13 protein-coding genes and 1 other annotated feature are annotated in these 19,350 nt (G+C 38.4%); all 13 genes read left to right on the forward strand.

Annotation, left to right across the window (positions count from 1 at the left end; translation table 11 throughout):
• Positions 1-414 precede the first annotated feature (414 nt).
• The 13 genes from N3I35_12900 (at position 415) to N3I35_12960 (ending at position 19,348) form a co-directional block, all read left to right on the forward strand.
• Positions 415-1,095 carry a class I SAM-dependent methyltransferase gene (locus tag N3I35_12900; protein MCX8130982.1) on the forward strand — a complete coding sequence of 227 codons (681 nt, stop codon included), beginning with the start codon at positions 415-417 and terminating at the stop codon, positions 1,093-1,095.
• A 27-nt stretch (positions 1,096-1,122) separates the two neighbouring features.
• Positions 1,123-1,716, forward strand: coding sequence for an HD domain-containing protein (locus N3I35_12905; GenBank protein MCX8130983.1), 594 nt, complete (start codon positions 1,123-1,125; stop codon positions 1,714-1,716).
• 146 nt (positions 1,717-1,862) lie between these two features.
• A complete protein-coding gene (recJ, locus tag N3I35_12910) occupies positions 1,863-4,382 on the forward strand; it encodes a single-stranded-DNA-specific exonuclease RecJ (GenBank protein ID MCX8130984.1) in 2,520 nt (839 codons plus the stop codon).
• Positions 4,383-4,456: 74 nt separating this feature from the next.
• On the forward strand, positions 4,457-4,972 hold the full coding sequence (locus tag N3I35_12915) for an adenine phosphoribosyltransferase (protein ID MCX8130985.1): 516 nt from the start codon (positions 4,457-4,459) through the stop codon (positions 4,970-4,972).
• A 119-nt stretch (positions 4,973-5,091) separates the two neighbouring features.
• Positions 5,092-7,284: a bifunctional (p)ppGpp synthetase/guanosine-3',5'-bis(diphosphate) 3'-pyrophosphohydrolase gene (locus N3I35_12920; protein MCX8130986.1), complete on the forward strand. Its 2,193-nt coding sequence runs from the start codon at positions 5,092-5,094 to the stop codon at positions 7,282-7,284.
• Between the two features lie 25 nt (positions 7,285-7,309).
• Entirely contained in the window at positions 7,310-7,759 is a 450-nt protein-coding gene (gene dtd / locus N3I35_12925) for a D-aminoacyl-tRNA deacylase (GenBank protein MCX8130987.1), read from the forward strand.
• Between the two features lie 82 nt (positions 7,760-7,841).
• The gene (locus N3I35_12930) at positions 7,842-8,459 is read left to right on the forward strand and encodes an MBL fold metallo-hydrolase (protein ID MCX8130988.1); all 618 of its coding nucleotides are present in this window, start codon (positions 7,842-7,844) and stop codon (positions 8,457-8,459) included.
• Between the two features lie 11 nt (positions 8,460-8,470).
• Positions 8,471-9,958: a coproporphyrinogen dehydrogenase HemZ gene (hemZ, locus tag N3I35_12935; GenBank protein MCX8130989.1), complete on the forward strand. Its 1,488-nt coding sequence runs from the start codon at positions 8,471-8,473 to the stop codon at positions 9,956-9,958.
• 69 nt (positions 9,959-10,027) lie between these two features.
• On the forward strand, positions 10,028-10,411 hold the full coding sequence (locus N3I35_12940) for a VOC family protein (GenBank protein ID MCX8130990.1): 384 nt from the start codon (positions 10,028-10,030) through the stop codon (positions 10,409-10,411).
• Between the two features lie 86 nt (positions 10,412-10,497).
• Positions 10,498-10,716, forward strand: a binding site (T-box leader).
• 46 nt (positions 10,717-10,762) lie between these two features.
• Positions 10,763-12,079: a histidine--tRNA ligase gene (gene hisS / locus N3I35_12945; GenBank protein MCX8130991.1), complete on the forward strand. Its 1,317-nt coding sequence runs from the start codon at positions 10,763-10,765 to the stop codon at positions 12,077-12,079.
• 87 nt (positions 12,080-12,166) lie between these two features.
• On the forward strand, positions 12,167-13,948 hold the full coding sequence (gene aspS / locus N3I35_12950) for an aspartate--tRNA ligase (GenBank protein ID MCX8130992.1): 1,782 nt from the start codon (positions 12,167-12,169) through the stop codon (positions 13,946-13,948).
• Between the two features lie 210 nt (positions 13,949-14,158).
• Positions 14,159-14,695 carry a signal peptidase I gene (gene lepB / locus N3I35_12955; GenBank protein ID MCX8130993.1) on the forward strand — a complete coding sequence of 179 codons (537 nt, stop codon included), beginning with the start codon at positions 14,159-14,161 and terminating at the stop codon, positions 14,693-14,695.
• Positions 14,696-15,037: 342 nt separating this feature from the next.
• On the forward strand, positions 15,038-19,348 hold the full coding sequence (locus N3I35_12960) for a 2-hydroxyacyl-CoA dehydratase (GenBank protein MCX8130994.1): 4,311 nt from the start codon (positions 15,038-15,040) through the stop codon (positions 19,346-19,348).
• Positions 19,349-19,350: the final 2 nt, after the last annotated feature.

Genomic DNA, 19,350 nt, shown 5'->3' on the forward strand with positions numbered 1-19,350 from the left:
AAGTCATACCATTAAACGGGACTTTTGCTTACGAAACGGTATTTTAGTTTTCAAAACGGGACTTTCGCTTACAAAATGAGAAACTCGTTTTCAAAACGGGATTCTTGTTCTACAAACGGGAAGTTCGCGTTACAATTCACCTTTATAAAAGAATACTAACATAAAAATTATCGATATGCAATATATATTTAAAATAAAACATAAAATATTTTATTTTAAAAATAAATAATCATGGGTTTTTTAGTGTGGATAATATGGCAATAGGATGATAAAATGGTAATAATCAGGTACTTTGGAATTATAGTTTCTGGCATATATTACATTAATCATCGAAAAAATTACTAAAATTATTGAGACTGGTACAGCAAACTGTTTTATAATTTTGAGGCACGCGGAATGAGAGGAGCTGGATTTTTGGATAAGGAAATTATTAAAAAGGATTTTGATAAAATAGCAAAACTTGAAGAAAGCAAATGGAACCATAATCATCATTACCATGAATATCTTTTACGTCATTTACCACCCGGGTGTAAAACTGTTCTTGATATAGGATGTGGGTCAGGGGAGTTTACAAGAGCACTTGCAGGTAGGGCTGATGAAGTTGTTGGGATAGATTTTTCTACAGAAATGATAAGCAAGGCTAGAAGCCTTTCAAGAGAATATAAAAATATTACATATATAAATGGTGATGTATTGGAATATAACTTTACCGGGAATAAGTTTGATTCAATAGTTTCTATAGCAACAGTGCACCATCTGCCGTTGAAGTGGGTACTGGAAACATCCAGGAATGTATTGAATACAGGAGGGACACTGATAATTCTTGACTTGTACAAACAGGTGTCTATACCGGAATTTTTACTCTCTGGGTTGGCAATTCCTTTTAATCTTTTGTTTATGTTGACTAAAAGAGGTAGTATAAGGGTATCGGAAGAGGAAAGAAAAGCATGGGAAGAACATGGGAAACACGAAGATTATATGTCAATAGAGGAGATTAGAAACACCTGTAAAGAAATAATGCCTGACGCTGTTGTTAAAAGACATCTTTTTTGGCGATATTCACTTATATGGAAGAATGGAGAGAGAAAAGTATAAGACTAATGTTGAAAAGGAGTAATGAAGATGCAAGGTGAAAGGTTGGAAAAGCAAATCAAATTTATTATCGAGATTGATAAGCTGAAACAAATTTATAGAAAAACAAAATTAATGGATGGTTCCAGAAGGGAAAATGATGCGGAACACTCATGGCATCTGGCCGTTATGGCAATACTGCTTTCAGAACATTCAAATGATAATGGAATTGATATACTGCGAGTAATAAAAATGGTTCTAGTACACGACCTTGTTGAAATTGATGCAGGGGATACATACTGTTATGACGAAAAAGGCAATATTGGGAAATATGAAAGGGAATGCAGCGCAGCAGACAGACTATTCGGTATGCTACCTGAAGATCAGACAAAGGAATTCCGTGATCTATGGGAGGAGTTTGAGAAGGGCCACACACCTGAGTCCAGATTTGCCAATGCACTTGATCGTTTCCAGCCTATGCTTCACAACTATATCACCAAAGGTGAGATATGGAGAGAAAACGGCATAACCAGTGAAAAAGTATTAATAAGAAATGAACCTGTTAGAAGGGGATCACCGATACTTTGGGAATATGCGGTAAAATTCATAAATGAGTCGATTGAAAAAGGATATCTGAAGAAATAATGCTCGCTCAGCGGGCTTTTTTCTTATTAGAATTCATTATTTGCAAATGAGATAAACAAACTGTAAAATAGATAATATTAAACTTGTATGTCCTGTGTTACATTATTTATTATGATTATCTACAATGAGTATATATAGGTGATTAAATGCTAGAAGATAACATGCGGTCTAAAGAAAAAGTCTGGATCAATCATGGCATAGGGGAAGAGGAAATCGGAAGAATTGCAAGGGAGTCAGGCATATCGGATTTCCTAGCTAAAATACTGTTAAGCCGTGGAATGGACAATGCTGATAAAATAAAAAAATTCATTAAGCCATCAATATCCGACATATATGACCCTTTCCTGCTGGAGGATATGGAAATAGCTGTTAAAAGGATAAAGCGTGCAATCAGTGACAATGAAAAAACTGTAGTATATGGTGATTATGACGTAGATGGAATAACCAGTACGTCGGTGTTGATAAACTTTCTTTCAAGATTTTTTCCGAATGTTGATTATTATATCCCTGATAGGATACATGAGGGTTATGGGCTTTCTTTCGGAGCAATTGATAAAATCAGGCAGACAGGGGCAAGTCTTATTATATCTGTAGATTGTGGAATTACTGCTATTGAAGAAGTCAAATATATAAATGAATGTGGAATTGACATAATCATAACCGACCATCACGAATGCAAAGATGTTTTACCTGACGCATATGCTGTCATAAGTCCCTGCAGGCCTGATACCGCCTACCCTTATAAGGAGCTTGCCGGGGTGGGAGTGGTATATAAACTGGTTACTGCATTGTGTATGGAGATGGGGCTTGGTGAAACATACAATGAATATCTGGATTTAGTTACACTTGGTACTATAGCAGACGTTGTGCCTTTGTTGGATGAAAACAGGGCTATAGTAAAGTATGGTTTGCCTTATGTGGAAAAAACTCACAATATAGGTCTTAGAGTGCTTATGGAGAACTGTGGGCTGAAGGACAAGGTCATTACTTCTTGGGTGGTAAGCTTTGTATTGGCACCAAGGATAAATGCTGCGGGAAGGGTGGGAAATGCAGGAAGGGCAGTACAGCTGCTTACAACTTCAGATAGGGATAAAGCCTTGGAAATAGTAACACAACTAAGTGAAGATAACAGATTCAGGCAGGAAACAGAACAGGAAATATTTCAGCAGGCTGTCAACATAATCGAAAATAAACCAGATATGATTAAAGACAAGGTTCTGGTGATAGAAGGACAAGGCTGGCACCAGGGTGTAATCGGGATTGTGGCTTCCAGAATCACAGAGAGGTATTACAGGCCGTGTATTCTGATTTCCTATCAAGATGGTATGGGCAAGGGTTCCGGCAGAAGCGTAGAAGGCTTTGACCTTTTTAAAGCACTTAACCATTGCGGGGACTTGCTGGACAAGTATGGGGGGCATGAGCTTGCAGCAGGTCTGTCATTGGCTATGGATAAGGCTGCTTTATTCAAAGAAAGAATCAACAGCTATGCCGAATCTGTATTGGGTGGGCAGGATTTGCTGCCAAAGATTAAGATTGATGTGCATATAAATAAGGATGATATATCTATGTCAAATATTAAGGAGCTTGAAATGCTGGCTCCATTTGGGGCAGCTAATCCGGGACCGGTGTTTGAATACGACTGCCTCAGGATTAATGATATCAGAAATGTAGGTGACGGAAAACATATTAAGCTGCTGCTGGAGGATAATGGTCTGTATGTCGATGCCATAGGATTCGGTATGGGTTGCATGCTGGACTGCTATAACAAAAGTGAATTTATTGATGTGGCTTGCACGTTGGAAATCAATTCTTGGAATTCAATTGAGAAGATACAACTGAACCTCAAGGATATGAGACACAACCGCGAAATGGTTATGGAAGATGTCTTTTTTTATAGTTTGGATAAATGTTTGAAGCGTGATTTTTTGTATAACCTATTAAACCATAAGCATGTCAAATATACAAAGAATGAAGTCTTTGATGAAGATATAATGATACATGAGATTTTGACAGAGGCTGAAAGTGGAAAAAGAATCGCAGTACTTGTAAATTCTTTGGATGGTGCAAAGAATATTGAAAAAAAACTGAGAAAATACACAACAGGTATTAAAAAACCTTATATAATCTGCTATACTAGTTTTAAGCATATTGATGGGCAAAAAGACAATCATAAATATGGAGAGAATATTTTTGTAGTAATAAATCCGAATACTGATGAGATAGAATTGTCTGCATTAGACAGAGTAATATTTTATGGAGACTGGATAAATCCGCTGTATCTAAACAGCTTGCTGAATAAAGCTGAAAGAAGTAAGATTCTTTTCATTGAAAGCAAGAAGGACAAAGTCATAGAATACGGTAATATTGTTCCGGACAGGAAAGATCTTGTTGCAGTATATCAGTATATTAAAGCAAACTGCAAAGACAGGACAATGGAAGATAATATTTTTAAGCTGGCAAAAAAAATTTCCGGCAGTTATAAGATAAATATGAACTATTTCAAACTGAAAAAATGTATAGAAATATTCGAAGAATTAATGCTTCTAAAAAAAACATACATCAATGAAAGTAACATAGTGGTTGAAGTTAAAGAAACAGGCAGGGAAAAGACCAATATTGAAAAATCATTACTATATAGGAGTTTGCAGGCTTTAAAAGTAATCTGAAAAAGCATAAGAGCATTAGCTGAAATTCATATAAAATTAACTTTTTCAATTACATTATTTAGGGGGGACTAAGAATGAATTTAAAATCTAAACTAAGGCACGTAGTGGATTTTCCTAAGGAAGGTATCGATTTTGTTGATATTACGACTGTACTTCAAGATGCTGAAGCATTTAAACAATCCTTGGATGAAATGGCAAAAAGGATAGAAGGTTTTGGGGACTTCGATATTATAATAGGTCCTGAGTCAAGAGGCTTTGTTTTTGGCTCGCCTCTGGCATATATGCTGGGTAAGGGCTTTGTTCCGATCAGGAAAAAAGGTAAGCTGCCATACAAGACTATAAGGGTTGAATATCAGCTGGAGTATGGGACTGATGTGCTGGAAATGCATGAAGATGCTGTTAAGCCCGGACAAAGAGTAGTTATAGTTGATGACTTGCTGGCAACGGGTGGAACTACTGAAGCCAATATAAAACTGGTAGAAAAGCTTGGGGGAGTTGTAGCTGGTCTGGTGTTCTTCATAGAACTTGATTTTCTAAAAGGAAGAGACAGACTAAAAGGTTTTAATATAGAATCAATTGTAAATTTCTAATTACCATAATAAGTCTTGATAGAGACAGGTTGAGGCCAGACCTAGGGAAAGCATTCCATGTCAGCCTTAACCTTAATTATATCCGCAGAGATATTTGCATAGATTTTGGAGGAAAACTGATGCCAGATGGTTATAGCCGGCTGATTGAAAAAATAAAAAAATATAATCCAAACTGCGATTTTACTTTGGTAGAAAAAGCCTATAACGTCTCAAAAAAGGCTCATGACGGGCAGCAGAGGGTTTCGGGAGACCCCTATATAATACATCCGATAGAGGTTGCATGTATTTTAGCAGAACTTGAGCTGGACTGTACGTCTATAGTCGCGGCTATTTTACATGATACTATAGAGGATACGACGTGTACATGTGAACAGCTGAAGGAGGGCTTCGGTGAAGAGATAGCTACTCTCGTAGACGGCGTAACCAAACTGGGACAAATTCCATATACCACTAAGGAAGAGCAGCAGGTGGAAAATTTGCGTAAAATGTTTCTGGCTATGGCAAAGGATATCAGGGTAATAATGATAAAGCTTGCCGACAGACTGCACAATATGCGTACTCTTAAGTATATGGCACCGGATAAGCAGGTTGAAAAGGCAAAGGAAACACTGGAGATTTATGCTCCTCTTGCACATAGACTTGGTATATCGAAAATAAAATGGGAACTTGAGGATATATGTTTAAGATATATCGATCCTAAAGGTTATTATGACCTTGTTGACAAGATCGCAAAAAAGAGGAAGGAAAGAGAAGCGTATATCAGTCAAATAATGGAGACGCTTAAGATCAAGACACGGGAACTAAAAATTGAAGAACCTCATATAGATGGACGACCTAAGCATTTTTACAGCATATACAAAAAAATGAATGATCAGAATAAGACACTGGAGCAAATATATGACTTGTTTGCAGTGAGGGTGATAGTAAATTCCGTAAAGGATTGCTACGCTGTTCTCGGTCTTGTACACGAGCTATTCAAGCCTATGCCCGGAAGGTTTAAGGACTATATTGCCATGCCGAAACCGAATTTGTATCAGTCTCTACACACAACTCTTATCGGTCCTGAAGGATTGCCTTTTGAAGTACAGATAAGAACCTGGGATATGCACAGGATTGCAGAAGTCGGTATTGCTGCACATTGGAAGTATAAAGAAGGACATTCGGGAAGTAGTGACGCTGATAATAAATTATCCTGGCTGAGACAACTACTTGAGTGGCAGAAAGACATGCGGGATGCAAAAGAGTTTATGGAAACTCTCAAGATAGATCTTTTTACCGATGAGGTTTTTGTTTTTACTCCCAAAGGTGATGTCCAAAGTTTGCCTGTGGGCTCCACGCCAATTGATTTTGCATATTCCATACACAGTGCGATTGGCAATAAAATGATGGGAGCAAAAATAAACGGCAGGATGGTTCAGCTTGATTACGAGTTAAAGAATGGAGATATTATAGAAATACTTACATCGCCAAATGTACATGGACCGAGTCGTGACTGGCTTAAGAAAGTTAAGAGTTCTCAGGCAAGAAACAAGATAAATCAATGGTTTAAAAAAGAAAACAGAGAAGAGAATACTACAAGGGGTAAGGAAATTGTTGAAAAAGAACTCAAAAAACAAGGATTTACCTATAACCAGTTATTTAAAACTGAGTGGGTAGAAACAGTTCTGAAAAAATATAATTTCAATACCCTTGACGATATGTATGCCGGTGTAGGTTATGGTGCGCTTACTGCGAATAAAATCATTACAAGGCTCAAGGAAGAGTATAGAAAAACCCTTAAGCCGGAAGAACTGGAAGAGATGGCACTCGAGCAGCTGACACAGCAAAGAGGGGAAAAGGACAGAAAGAAAAAGACGATTCCGGAAAGCGGTATTGTAGTAAAAGGTATAGATAACTGTCTTGTGAGGCTTTCAAGGTGCTGCAATCCTGTTCCAGGAGACCAGATAGTAGGATATATTACCAGAGGCAGGGGGGTTTCTGTCCATAGGAAAGACTGTACCAATGTTAATGACAATATAGATGGTGATAACCGTTTGATTGAGGTAAGCTGGTATTCGGCCAACAACAACATTGCGTATAAAGTTGACATAACAATTATGGCCAATGACAGGACTGCATTACTGATGGAGGTAACAAACGTCATCGGGGAATCAAAAATACCGCTGAAAGCAATAAATGCAAGGACTACAAAGGAACAGATAGCTGTTATGAATCTTACTCTTGAGATTACTGATACGGAACAGCTGGAGAAGATAATTAAGAAGCTGAAGAAAATAGATAGTGTATTTGAAGTAACAAGAAATAAACAATAAAGTATACGGATCAGGAGTGAATTGTTTGAGAGCTGTAGTACAGAGAGTCACCCACTCTAAAGTCACCGTTGACGGATATGTGACAGGAGAGATAAATAACGGACTTGCTGTCTTGCTGGGTGTGGGACAGCAGGATACGGAAAAGGATATCCAATACCTGGCAGAGAAAATTGTTAACTTAAGGATATTTGAGGATGAAAATGGTAAAATGAATCTATCGCTTCTGGATACCGGCGGGTCACTTATGATAGTATCACAGTTTACTTTATACGGAGACTGCAGGAAAGGAAAGAGACCCGGATACGATAAAGCTGCAAGGCCGGAAGTGGCGGAGGAAATCTACAATAGATTTGTTGATTACTGCAGGAATATGGAAATAAGGGTAGAAACGGGAAAGTTTCAGGCAATGATGATGGTGGAGATACATAATAACGGCCCTGTTACTTTACTGCTAGACAGCAAGAAAGAGTTCTGAAGTTCTTCAATGTACGACAAGTAAATTGATTAACCGGTACAACATGTGAATAGATTTTCATAACAAGATGGTGGAGGAACTTATGGTTATTAAATGTTTACCGACCGGGATGTTCGGTTCAAATTGCTATATTATTGGTGACAAGGGTGAATGTGCCTTGATAGATGCAGGTGTGGAAAGCTCTGAGGTGCAAACGGCTGTAGCAGAACTTGGTTTAAAAATCAAGTACATAATACTGACACACGTACACATAGATCATATATGTTTTGCCGATAAGATAAAGGAGAGTACTGATGCCGGGCTGTTAGCTCACCAGGATGATGCTCCCGCATTAACAGATCCTGTTTTTAACGGATCTGCAATGTTTGGCAGAGCAAAATCCTTCGGTAATGCAGACATGCTTTTAAAAGATGGGGACATAATAGAAATAGGCAGCCTGCAGCTTGAGGTTATACATACTCCGGGCCATACACCGGGAGGCATATGCATAAAAGCAGGAAACTGCTTGTTTACAGGAGATACTTTGTTTAAAACCTCCATAGGAAGGACAGATTTCAGAAACGGTAGTATGGAAGATATAATGAAGTCCATTAAGGACAAGCTTATGAAGCTTGGGGATGAAATCATAGTTTATCCCGGTCATGGTGAAGCAACCAGTATAGGGTTTGAAAGAAAATATAATCCGTTTTTAAGAATTTGATTGAGGGAGAAATGATATACGTTAAGCTTGAAGGACACAACTACAGATATGAAATAGAAAACATAATAAGAATTTTTTACAACAATGAAGATATAACATTTGTAGAACAAACATTGCAACCTCCGGAAAACAACGGGGGGATTTTTCTGTTCAGTGGTATTGTTAGGAAAGAAATGCACGAAGTATTAAAAAGTTATATATATGCAGGTAGTGATTATAAAGCTGCTGAGATGAGTGTGACTGAATGTATCGGAGCAGTTCCGGATCTGAGTCCGGAAAAAGCAATAAAAAAAGGGCTTCAACGTCAGTTGTTTATCCTGTTACAGGAAAAAACCAGGATGGTGCCGCCGTGGGGAATGCTTACAGGGATAAGACCGGCTAAGCTGGTCCACGAGATGCTGGAAAGGAATCTGGATAACGCTTCGATAATGAAAAGACTTCAGCAGTATTATATGGTATCCCCGGAAAAATCTGCGTTATTGTACAGTGTGACACAAGCAGAAAAGAGTATACTTGAAAAATCAAGAAAAAACAGTATAGGTATTTACATAGGTATGCCATTTTGTCCTTCAAGATGCCTCTATTGCTCTTTTACGTCAAACCCTATAAGCAGATACAAAAAAAGTGTAGAGGCATATATTGACGCTCTGAAGGTGGAAATTGACGGTGTAAGCAAAATAATCAAGGATAGGGATTTTGAAATTGAAAGTGTTTATTTTGGTGGAGGTACTCCTACATCGATTGACAGTAATTCTCTTAAATTATTATTGGAGTATATCGATAACAGCTTCGATCTGAGTAATATTAGAGAATACACAATCGAGGCAGGTCGTCCTGATTCGATAAACAGTGAGAAACTTGAAATCATAAAAAACAGTAGAGCAGACAGGATAAGTATTAACCCGCAGACGATGAATGATGAAACCTTGAGATCGATAGGACGGAACCATACGGCTGAAGACATTGTCAGTGCTTTCAACCTGGCACGGAATATAGGGTTCTGCAATATAAATATGGATATTATCATAGGTTTACCCGGTGAAAATGAAAAGATGTTTGAAAACACGCTTGAGAGGTTGGAAATACTAGGACCGGAAAGTCTTACGGTCCATACGATGGCTGTCAAGAGGGCATCCAGGTTAAAGGAAGAAAATCGTCAGTATAGTTTGACAAATGGCAATGTAGCTGCTGAGATGGTTGGAATGGCACAGAAATACTCTGAGAGAATGGGGATGCATCCATATTATCTGTACAGACAGAAGAATATGCTGGGGAATCTTGAAAATGTAGGTTATTGCAAGCCAGGATACGAAAGCCTTTATAATGTTCAGATAATGGAGGAAAAGCAGACTATAATCGCTTTAGGCGCCGGAGCAATAACAAAAGTTGTTTATAGTAATGAAAACAGGCTTGAACGGGCCTTTAATGTAAAAAGTGTAGAGGAATATGTAAACAGGGTGGATGAGATGCTTGAAAGGAAGAGAACACTTCTGTATTAATAAATAACTCCAGCTGGCAAAGGATACCGATATAAGTATTTTGTATCAAAGGAGATGTGTGGAATAATTATGAATATTGAACATGTTGCATTGTGGACCAATGATCTCGAAAGAAGCAAAATCTTCTATGAAACTTATTTCAAAGGGAAAGCAGGAGAAAAGTATATCTCAAAAAGAGAGTCTTTTGAATCTTATTTTATAACCTTTGATTCAGGTTCCAGATTAGAGTTAATGAAGATGCCGGGGATTTCTGACAACAGAGAAACAAAAATTGTAACCGGATATGTTCATATAGCTTTTTCTGTCGGCTCCCGCGAGAAGGTAGATTATCTGACAACTGTCATGAAACAGGATGGATATATGGTAGTAAGCGATCCTCGCACGACCGGGGATGGGTATTATGAGAGTTGCGTTCTGGATCCAGATGGCAATAGAGTGGAAATCACTGAATAAAAGAGAGAAATCTTTTATACTGTTCAAAACTTTATATTGACAATATTATAGGGCATAATTAAAATATATATAATTGATTAATTTGTGAAATTACATTGAAAGGGAAAAGTAACCAATACTGCCTGCAGGGAGAAAGTACCGTGACTGGAAGTGCTTTCAGGATAAGGCTGGTGAAAGAACACCCTGGAGTTGACCAAATAAAAGTTGGTCCGCATATCCGGCGTTATTGGAACTAAAGTGGGTCATGCTGCTATAGCTGACCTATTAGGGTGGCACCACGGGAGCTCAAGCTTCTCGTCCCTTGCGGGGATGAGAAGCTTTTTCTATTTTATTTGAAATGGAGGAAAAGTTTTGGGCAAAAACATTACTACACCATCGATACTTCCCGGTTTTATGGAATTATTACCGGCAGACCAGATATTATTCAATAAAATGCTTGATACCATAAGGAATACATATGAGAGATATGGTTTTATTCCTATAGATACGCCTACTATTGAGAAGTCTGAAATCCTTTTGGCTAAAAGCGGAGGAGAAACGGAAAAGCAAATCTATCGTTTTAATAAAGGCGATAATGACTTGTCCCTCAGATTCGACCTTACAGTACCACTAGCCAGGTATGTGGCGCAGCATTTTAATGAGCTTACATTTCCTTTCAGGCGGTATCACATTGGTAAGGTTTTTAGGGGTGAAAGACCTCAGAAGGGGCGCTTCAGGGAGTTTTACCAATGCGATATAGACATAATAGGTAGTGACAGCTTAAGTTTAATAAACGAAGCCGAAATATTGAGTGTTATTTACTCTACATTTAAGGCACTGGGTTTTGATGATTTTACTATCAGGATAAATAACAGAAAAGTACTAAACGGATTTTTTGAGTTTTTGGATGTTGCCGACAAGGCTGAAGTGCTTAGAGTAATCGATAAAATTGATAAAATCGGTGACGAAAAAACTATTAAGGAGCTTCAGGATATAGGATTAAGCATTGAAAAGATAGAGAGAATCATGTATTTCATAAAGCTAAAAGGCTCTGATAAAGAAATCATAGACAGCCTTAAAGTGATGAATATTCAAAATGAACTGTTTTTATCGGGCATAGAAGAACTTGAAAAGGTAAGTGAATATATAAGATACTTCAATATACCCGACAAAAACCATTCGATAGACCTTACGATTGCAAGAGGTTTGGATTACTATACAGGAACAGTATATGAGACAATACTTGATAACTACTCTTCCATAGGAAGTGTATGTTCAGGCGGAAGATATGATAGCCTTGCCCAGAGTTATACTGATAAGAAGCTTCCGGGCGTAGGGATTTCAATAGGGCTTACAAGGCTTTTTTATCAACTCAGGGAGGCCGGTATAGTAGAAAACAGCAAAAAGGCCACCCCTACGATGCTACTGATAATACCCATGCAGGATACAATGAACTATGCTCTGGAATTCTCTGCAAAAGTCAGGGAAGCAGGAGTATCCGCGGAAGTTTACTTTAATGAAGGGAAGATCGGTAAAAAATTCACTTATGCAGATAAGCTGGGAATTCCATATGTTGTTGTTATAGGGGAAGATGAGGTCCAAAGTGGTATCTATAAGCTGAAAAACATGAAGACAGGTGTACAGGATGAAATGGCTATAAATGAAATAATAACCGAACTAAAAGGCTAGGACTGGTATAGTCTATTCATGGAAGCAAATGTGAGATTAGATTGACTAAATTCTGATTATTAATAATATTTATGTGGAGGAGAAAAAATGAGCGAATCAATTTACGGTTTAAAAAGAACCCATAAATGCTCTGAACTGGGTATTGAAAACGTTGGACAGCAGGTTACTGTAATGGGGTGGTCTCACAAAAGAAGAGATTTGGGCGGAGTTATATTTGTGGACTTAAGAGATAGAAGCGGTGTTTTGCAGGTGGTTTTCAATACCGCCTCAGGACAGGACTTGTTTGAGAAAGCAGAAACTATCAGAAATGAATACGTTATTGCAGTGATCGGCGAGGTTGTAAGAAGATCACCTGAAACTGTAAATACAAAGATAAAGACCGGTGAAATAGAGGTAGTAGCCAAAGAATTGAGAATTCTCAGTAAGGCGGAAACTCCTCCGGTTTATATTGAAGAAGACACAGATGTCAATGAAAATGTAAGACTTAAATACAGGTATTTAGATTTAAGAAGGCCGGATATGCAGAGAAACCTTATTCTGAGACATAGAGTCGCAAAAATCGCAAGAGATTACTACGATGAAAACGGTTTCCTTGAAATAGAGACTCCAATGCTTACAAAGAGTACTCCGGAAGGGGCGAGGGAATATATTGTTCCAAGTAGGATTCAGCCGGGCAAATTCTATACCCTGCCACAATCTCCACAGTTGTTCAAGCAGTTGTTGATGGTATCCGGATTTGATAGGTATTTCCAGATAGTGAAGTGCTTCAGGGATGAGGATTTAAGAGCTGACAGACAACCTGAATTCACACAGATAGATATTGAAATGTCTTTTGTAAATGTTGAAGATGTTCTTACAGTAAATGAAGGGTTTGTAAAGAAAGCATTCAAAGAGGCTCTTGGAATAGATCTCGAAACACCGTTTGTCAGAATGCCATACCAGGAGGCAATGGACAGATTTGGATCCGATAAGCCTGACATAAGGTTTGGACTTGAGCTTGTAAACATCTCTGATCTTGTAGAAAATTGTGGCTTTAAAGTGTTTGCTGATGCAGTGAAGAATGGCGGAAGTGTAAGAGCAGTAAATGCAAAAGGCTGCGGGGCCAAATTCTCAAGACGTGAGATCGACAGTCTGGTTGAATTTGTAAAGATATATAAAGCAAAGGGAATGGCATGGATAGTTGTTGAAGAAAATGAACTAAAATCTGCAATAACAAAGTTTCTGTCAGAGGATGAAACTAAAGCGATATTGGACAGGGTAAAGGCAGAACCTGGAGACCTGATATGCTTCATAGCCGATAAAAATTCAGTTGTTTATGATGCTCTCGGACAGTTAAGGCTTGAGCTTGCTAAAAGGCTTGAACTGCTTGACAGGAATGAATATAAATTCCTGTGGGTGACGGAATTCCCTCTTTTCGAATATGATGAAGAAGAAAACCGTTGGGCTGCAAAGCACCATCCGTTTACTTCACCAATGGATGAAGACCTGCAATATCTTGATTCTGATCCTGGAAAAGTACGTGCGAAAGCTTATGATATAGTACTCAACGGTGTTGAAATCGGTGGAGGAAGTATCAGAATACACAGCCAGGAATTGCAGGCCAAAATGTTTAAAATGCTCGGCCTGACAGAACAGCAGACTCAAGACAGATTCGGATTCCTGCTTGAAGCGTTCAAATACGGTACGCCGCCGCATGGGGGAATGGCATACGGACTTGACAGGCTGATAATGCTTATGGCTGGAAGAAGCAGCATCAGAGATGTGATAGCGTTCCCAAAAGTACAGAACGCTTCTGATCCGATGTCGAATGCACCTGACATAATAGAAGCTAAACAATTGAAAGAACTTCATATAAAAACTGATGCCTAAAAACTATTTTAGGCTTATTACAAGAGAGTTGATAAAACTCCGTAAATATAATCCATATCATTAAATGCTGAAGCCTAGAGGGGGAGACCATAGTGTTTACCCCTTTTTGTTTTATTCTTTTAGTCTATCCCCTTGTTTATTTTTTTAGATAGTGCTATAATCTTGAAATCAAATCAATAAAACTGGAAGAAAAACAGGGGGTATTTTACTGTGAAGAATCCTGTTATTAAGGAAACACTGAGTTGGGTGATCCATATTGCCATAGCGGTAGCTATTGGCTTGATAATAGTTAATTTTGTTATCCAAAGGACTATCGTTGACGGCCAATCCATGGAGCCGACACTTCAAAATGCAGATAACCTGTGGGTTGAAAAGCTCACTCCTAAATTCGGTAAACTGAAATATGGTGATATAGTGACCATAGACGTTCCGGAAAAGGTTGGGGAAGAAAGAAGTCCGCTCATAAAGAGGGTGATAGGTGTCGAGGGGGATAGTATAGAAATAAGGAATGGTAAGGTTTATTTGAACAACAAGGAACTAAATGAGAATTACATCGGGGATAATATTACTGCACCTGATTATGAGAAGATTACAGTACCAAAGGACTGTGTTTATGTACTGGGGGATAACAGAGAGAACAGCAGGGATAGTAGGGAAATAGGACCCGTTGAAATAAAGAAAATCTCTGGAAAAGCTATATTCAGATTTTTACCGTTGAATAAATTTGGTCCGATTAAGAGTAAATAAATTTTAAGATTTGAATTTATTTAAAGCGGAGTGAAGATGAGCATTAACACACTCCGTTTTTATATTTCTTTTAAACACGGAAAGTGTGTATTGAAAATACTCTTAATAAATAAAAAATAGTACAATTCATAAAAATGCGCAAGAATAATTTGCAGTCTTTATAATTGTACAAAACTGTGGTAATATAGTAGTGCAAAATAGGCAAAGAGTGTAGTTAATTGTCAATACTGCTTTATGGGTTGGTTTGAGGTAAAATGTATTTTAAGGGGGGCGTAATATAACCCGCGAAATCTGAAAGTAGGATTCCAAATTCTGTTCAGAAGATACCGGGTTGTGTTTATTATGAATAAACTATTGCATTTAGGTCTTGATGTAGGTTCAACTACGGTTAAGCTCGTTGTTCTGGATAAGGATGACAATGTTATATACAGCAGATATCAGAGACATTTTTCCGATATCAGAAAAACCATATTCAACATTGTCAGCGAAGCATATGAGAGCTTTAAGGATGAAAAAATTACAGTCACACTTACCGGCTCCGGGGGTATATCCGTATCCCAGTGGCTTAATTTGCCTTTCATCCAGGAAGTAATCGCAGGAACCAAATCGATTGAAAAGTTTATACCTCATACGGATGTAGTAATAGAACTTGGTGGCGAGGATGCAAAGATAACCTATTTTGACAATGGCATAGAACAAAGAATGAACGGTACATGCGCTGGAGGGACCGGCGCTTTTATAGATCAGATGGCTGCACTGCTGCAGACGGATGCATCAGGCTTGAACGAGCTTGCAAAGGGATATAAGATGATTTACCCTATAGCTGCAAGATGCGGAGTTTTTGCCAAAACCGATATTCAGCCTCTCCTAAATGAAGGTGCTGCAAAAGAGGATATAGCAGCTTCTGTTTTCCAGTCTGTTGTAAACCAGACAATAAGCGGCCTTGCATGTGGCAAGCCTATCAGGGGAAATGTTGCATTTTTAGGTGGTCCTCTGAATTATTTGTCAGAGCTCAGGAAACGCTTTATTGAGACACTTAATCTAAAAGAAGAACAGATAGTTTTTCCGGAGAATTCACAGTTGTTTGTAGCTATCGGAGCGGCACTGGAGTCAAAAAACCAATTACCGATAGCCTTCAAGGCGCTTAATGCCAGCTTGCCTGTCCTAAATAGTGTTACAGCTCATGAAGTTGAAAGATTACGGCCCTTATTTCTTGATTCAAGTGAATTAGAGGAATTCCGAAAAAGACATGATAAAGATGTAGCGGTAAGAAAGGATATAGGAAGTTTTGAGGGAGACTGCTTCTTAGGTATAGATGCAGGATCGACTACAACAAAAGTAGCATTGATCGACAAAGATGGTGCGCTCCTTTACTCATATTATGGAAGTAATGAAGGAAGTCCTTTAAACTCTACTATCAAAGTATTGAAAGAGCTTTACAGCTTACTTCCTACAAAAGCCAGAATAGTAAATTCAACTGTTACAGGCTATGGGGAAAGTTTGCTGAAAACTGCATTGTACATTGATATTGGGGAAATTGAGACAATTGCTCATTACAAAGCTGCCGATTTTTTCCTTCCCGGAGTTGATTTTATTCTGGATATCGGCGGGCAGGATATGAAGTGTCTAAAGGTAAGAAATGGTGTCATAGACAGCATAATGCTAAATGAAGCATGCTCTTCGGGATGTGGTTCTTTTATAGAGACCTTTGCACATTCCTTGAATTTGTCTGCTGCAGAGTTTGCAAAAGAGGCTTTACTTGCGGAAAACCCAGTAGACTTGGGTTCAAGGTGTACTGTGTTTATGAATTCGAGAGTAAAGCAGGCTCAAAAGGAAGGCGCAACAGTTGGGGATATTTCTGCAGGCCTTTCATATTCTGTAATCAAAAATGCCCTGTTTAAAGTAATAAAGATACGGAACCCCAAGGAGCTTGGAGAAAAGATAATAGTTCAAGGGGGGACTTTTTATAATGATGCAGTTTTGAGAAGTTTTGAGCTTATTTCCGAAAGGGAAGCTATAAGGCCGGATATTGCGGGTCTTATGGGAGCTTTCGGTGCAGCAATAATTGCAAAAGAAAGATACACTATGGGCTATCAGAGTACTCTGCTAAAGGCTGGTCAGCTTGACAGTTTCAGCTACGAAACAGGCATGAGAAGGTGTGAACACTGTGGCAACAGCTGTCTACTTACAATAAATAAATTTAAGGATGACAGATCTTTTGTATCTGGTAACAGATGTGAGAGAGGTGCAGGAATGGAAAAAAGAAAAGACCACATTCCGAACCTTTATGACTATAAATACAGGAGATTATTCGGGTATATTACTCTGAGCAGGGAAGAGGCCGTAAGAGGAACAGTAGGTATACCCAGGGTACTTAATCTATATGAAAACTATCCGTTTTGGTTTACATTTTTTAACGAGTTGAAGTTCAGGGTAGAGATTTCGCCAAGATCTTCAAAGAAGATATATGAACTGGGTATAGAGACTATGCCTTCGGAATCCGTATGTTATCCGGCAAAACTTGTACATGGTCACATAATGAGTCTGGTCAACAAGGGTGTCGATTTCATATTCTATCCCTGTATACCATATGAGAAGAAAGAAATGGCAGAGGCTGATAATCATTACAATTGTCCTATTGTTACGTCTTATTCGGAGGTTATTAAGAACAATATGGATATTTTGAATGAGAAAAATATTAAGTTTATGAATCCATTTCTACCTTACGATGATAAAAAGAGACTGACTGAAAGACTTTTCGAGGAGTTTAAAGATTTTGGAATATCTAAGAAGGAAATAGTCGAAGCAGTTGATAAAGCTTGGAAAGAAGATATCAGATTCAAGGAAGATGTGAGGAAAAAAGGGGAAGAAGTTTTAAAATATCTCGGTGAGACCGGGAAAAAAGGTGTTGTACTTGCGAGTAGACCTTATCATGTTGACCCGGAAATAAATCATGGGATACCTAATATAATTACAGGTCTTGGTATGGCAGTACTTACTGAAGATTCGATAGCACATCTGGGTATGATAGAAAGGCCTGTAAGGGTAGTCGACCAGTGGATGTATCACTCAAGGCTTTATGCTGCGGCAAGCTTTGTAAAAGAACAGGATAATCTGGAACTCATCCAGCTTAATTCATTTGGGTGTGGATTGGATGCTGTAACAACGGATCAGGTTCAGGAAATACTGAATAGTTATGAAAAAATTTACACTGTTTTGAAAATTGACGAGGGCAATAATCTTGGTGCTGCCAGGATACGTATGCGTTCGCTGAAAGCGGCAATGGAAGAGCGGGATAATAACGGCTTTAAACCCGAGAAAATAAGTTGCACACAGGAAAAGGTTATTTTTACCGAGGAAATGAAATATAAGCATACTATACTAGCACCTGAAATGTCTCCAATACACTTCCAATTTGTTCAGGAAGCCTTTAAGGCATCAGGCTACAAAATGGAGGTATTGCCGTCGGTAGATAAAAAAGCAGTAGATGAAGGCTTGAAATATGTAAATAATGATGCATGCTATCCTTCCATTATTGTTATTGGACAGCTCATCGAAGCACTAAAATCAGGTAAATACGATTTAAAAAACACTTCGGTAATGATTTCACAGACTGGAGGAGGGTGCAGGGCTACAAACTATATAGGCTTTTTAAGGAAAGCGTTAATAGATGCGGGTTTCTCTAGTATACCGGTAATATCACTGAACGCTGTCGGTATGGAAAAGAATCCGGGATTTAAGCTCAGTACAGGTTTGATTAATAAAAGTATGATTGCACTTGTATATGGTGATTTGCTGATGAGAGTGCTGTACCGTGTGAGGCCTTATGAAAAAGTACCTGGCTCGGCAAACAAACTTTATGAGTACTGGGTAGAAAAATGCAAGAAGTCTGTCACAAGTGGAAATCATAACCTTTTTAAAAAGAATATAAAGAAAATAGTCCAGGATTTTGACAACTTAGAAATAAGCAATATAAGAAAACCCAAGGTGGGTTTGGTTGGGGAGATACTTGTAAAATTCCATCCGACTGCAAATAACAGTGTTGTAGACATAATAGAAAGGGAAGGTGCAGAGGCGGTCATGCCCGACCTGACTGATTTCCTTCTCTACTGTGCTTATGATGCAAACTTTAAATATAAGCAGCTTTCCGGCAGCTGGAGAAAACTCGTTATTAATAATGCTGCAATTTCAGGAATAGAATACTACAGAAGAGCTATGAAAAAGGCTTTGAAGAAGAGTAAGCGCTTTGAGCCGCCATGCAGCATATATGAGTTGGCGGAGGGAGCTTCAGAGATACTTTCCCTGGGCAATCAGACTGGCGAAGGTTGGTTTTTAACGGCTGAAATGATTGAATTGATAAAAAGCGGAGCAAAGAACATCGTTTGTATGCAGCCTTTTGCATGTTTACCGAACCACGTTACCGGAAAAGGTATGATAAAGGAGCTAAGAAGGCAGTATCCTGATTCAAATATTGTTGCAGTAGATTATGATCCTGGAGCCAGTGAAGTTAACCAATTGAACAGAATAAAACTTATGCTTTCCGTTGCGTTCAAAAACCTGTTCAAGGATGGAACTGGCTATGAAGGAAAGGAAGAATATGAGAGTAATAAAGTAGCTGAAAAGAATGAGAAAAGTATAAATGTCAGTTTCTAAAT

This window comes from Clostridia bacterium (assembly GCA_026414765.1).
Taxonomy (GTDB): domain Bacteria; phylum Bacillota; class Clostridia; order Acetivibrionales; family DSM-27016; genus SKW86.

Excerpts from the sequence above, each read along its gene's own strand:
- N3I35_12905 (MCX8130983.1), top strand. The coding sequence starts at position 1,123 with ATGCAAGGTGAAAGGTTGGAAAAGCAAATCAAATTTATTATCGAGATT.
- recJ (MCX8130984.1), top strand. The coding sequence starts at position 1,863 with ATGCTAGAAGATAACATGCGGTCTAAAGAAAAAGTCTGGATCAATCAT.
- N3I35_12915 (MCX8130985.1), top strand. The coding sequence starts at position 4,457 with ATGAATTTAAAATCTAAACTAAGGCACGTAGTGGATTTTCCTAAGGAA.
- N3I35_12920 (MCX8130986.1), top strand. The coding sequence starts at position 5,092 with ATGCCAGATGGTTATAGCCGGCTGATTGAAAAAATAAAAAAATATAAT.
- N3I35_12930 (MCX8130988.1), top strand. The coding sequence starts at position 7,842 with ATGGTTATTAAATGTTTACCGACCGGGATGTTCGGTTCAAATTGCTAT.
- hemZ (MCX8130989.1), top strand. The coding sequence starts at position 8,471 with ATGATATACGTTAAGCTTGAAGGACACAACTACAGATATGAAATAGAA.
- N3I35_12940 (MCX8130990.1), top strand. The coding sequence starts at position 10,028 with ATGAATATTGAACATGTTGCATTGTGGACCAATGATCTCGAAAGAAGC.
- aspS (MCX8130992.1), top strand. The coding sequence starts at position 12,167 with ATGAGCGAATCAATTTACGGTTTAAAAAGAACCCATAAATGCTCTGAA.
- N3I35_12960 (MCX8130994.1), top strand. The coding sequence starts at position 15,038 with ATGAATAAACTATTGCATTTAGGTCTTGATGTAGGTTCAACTACGGTT.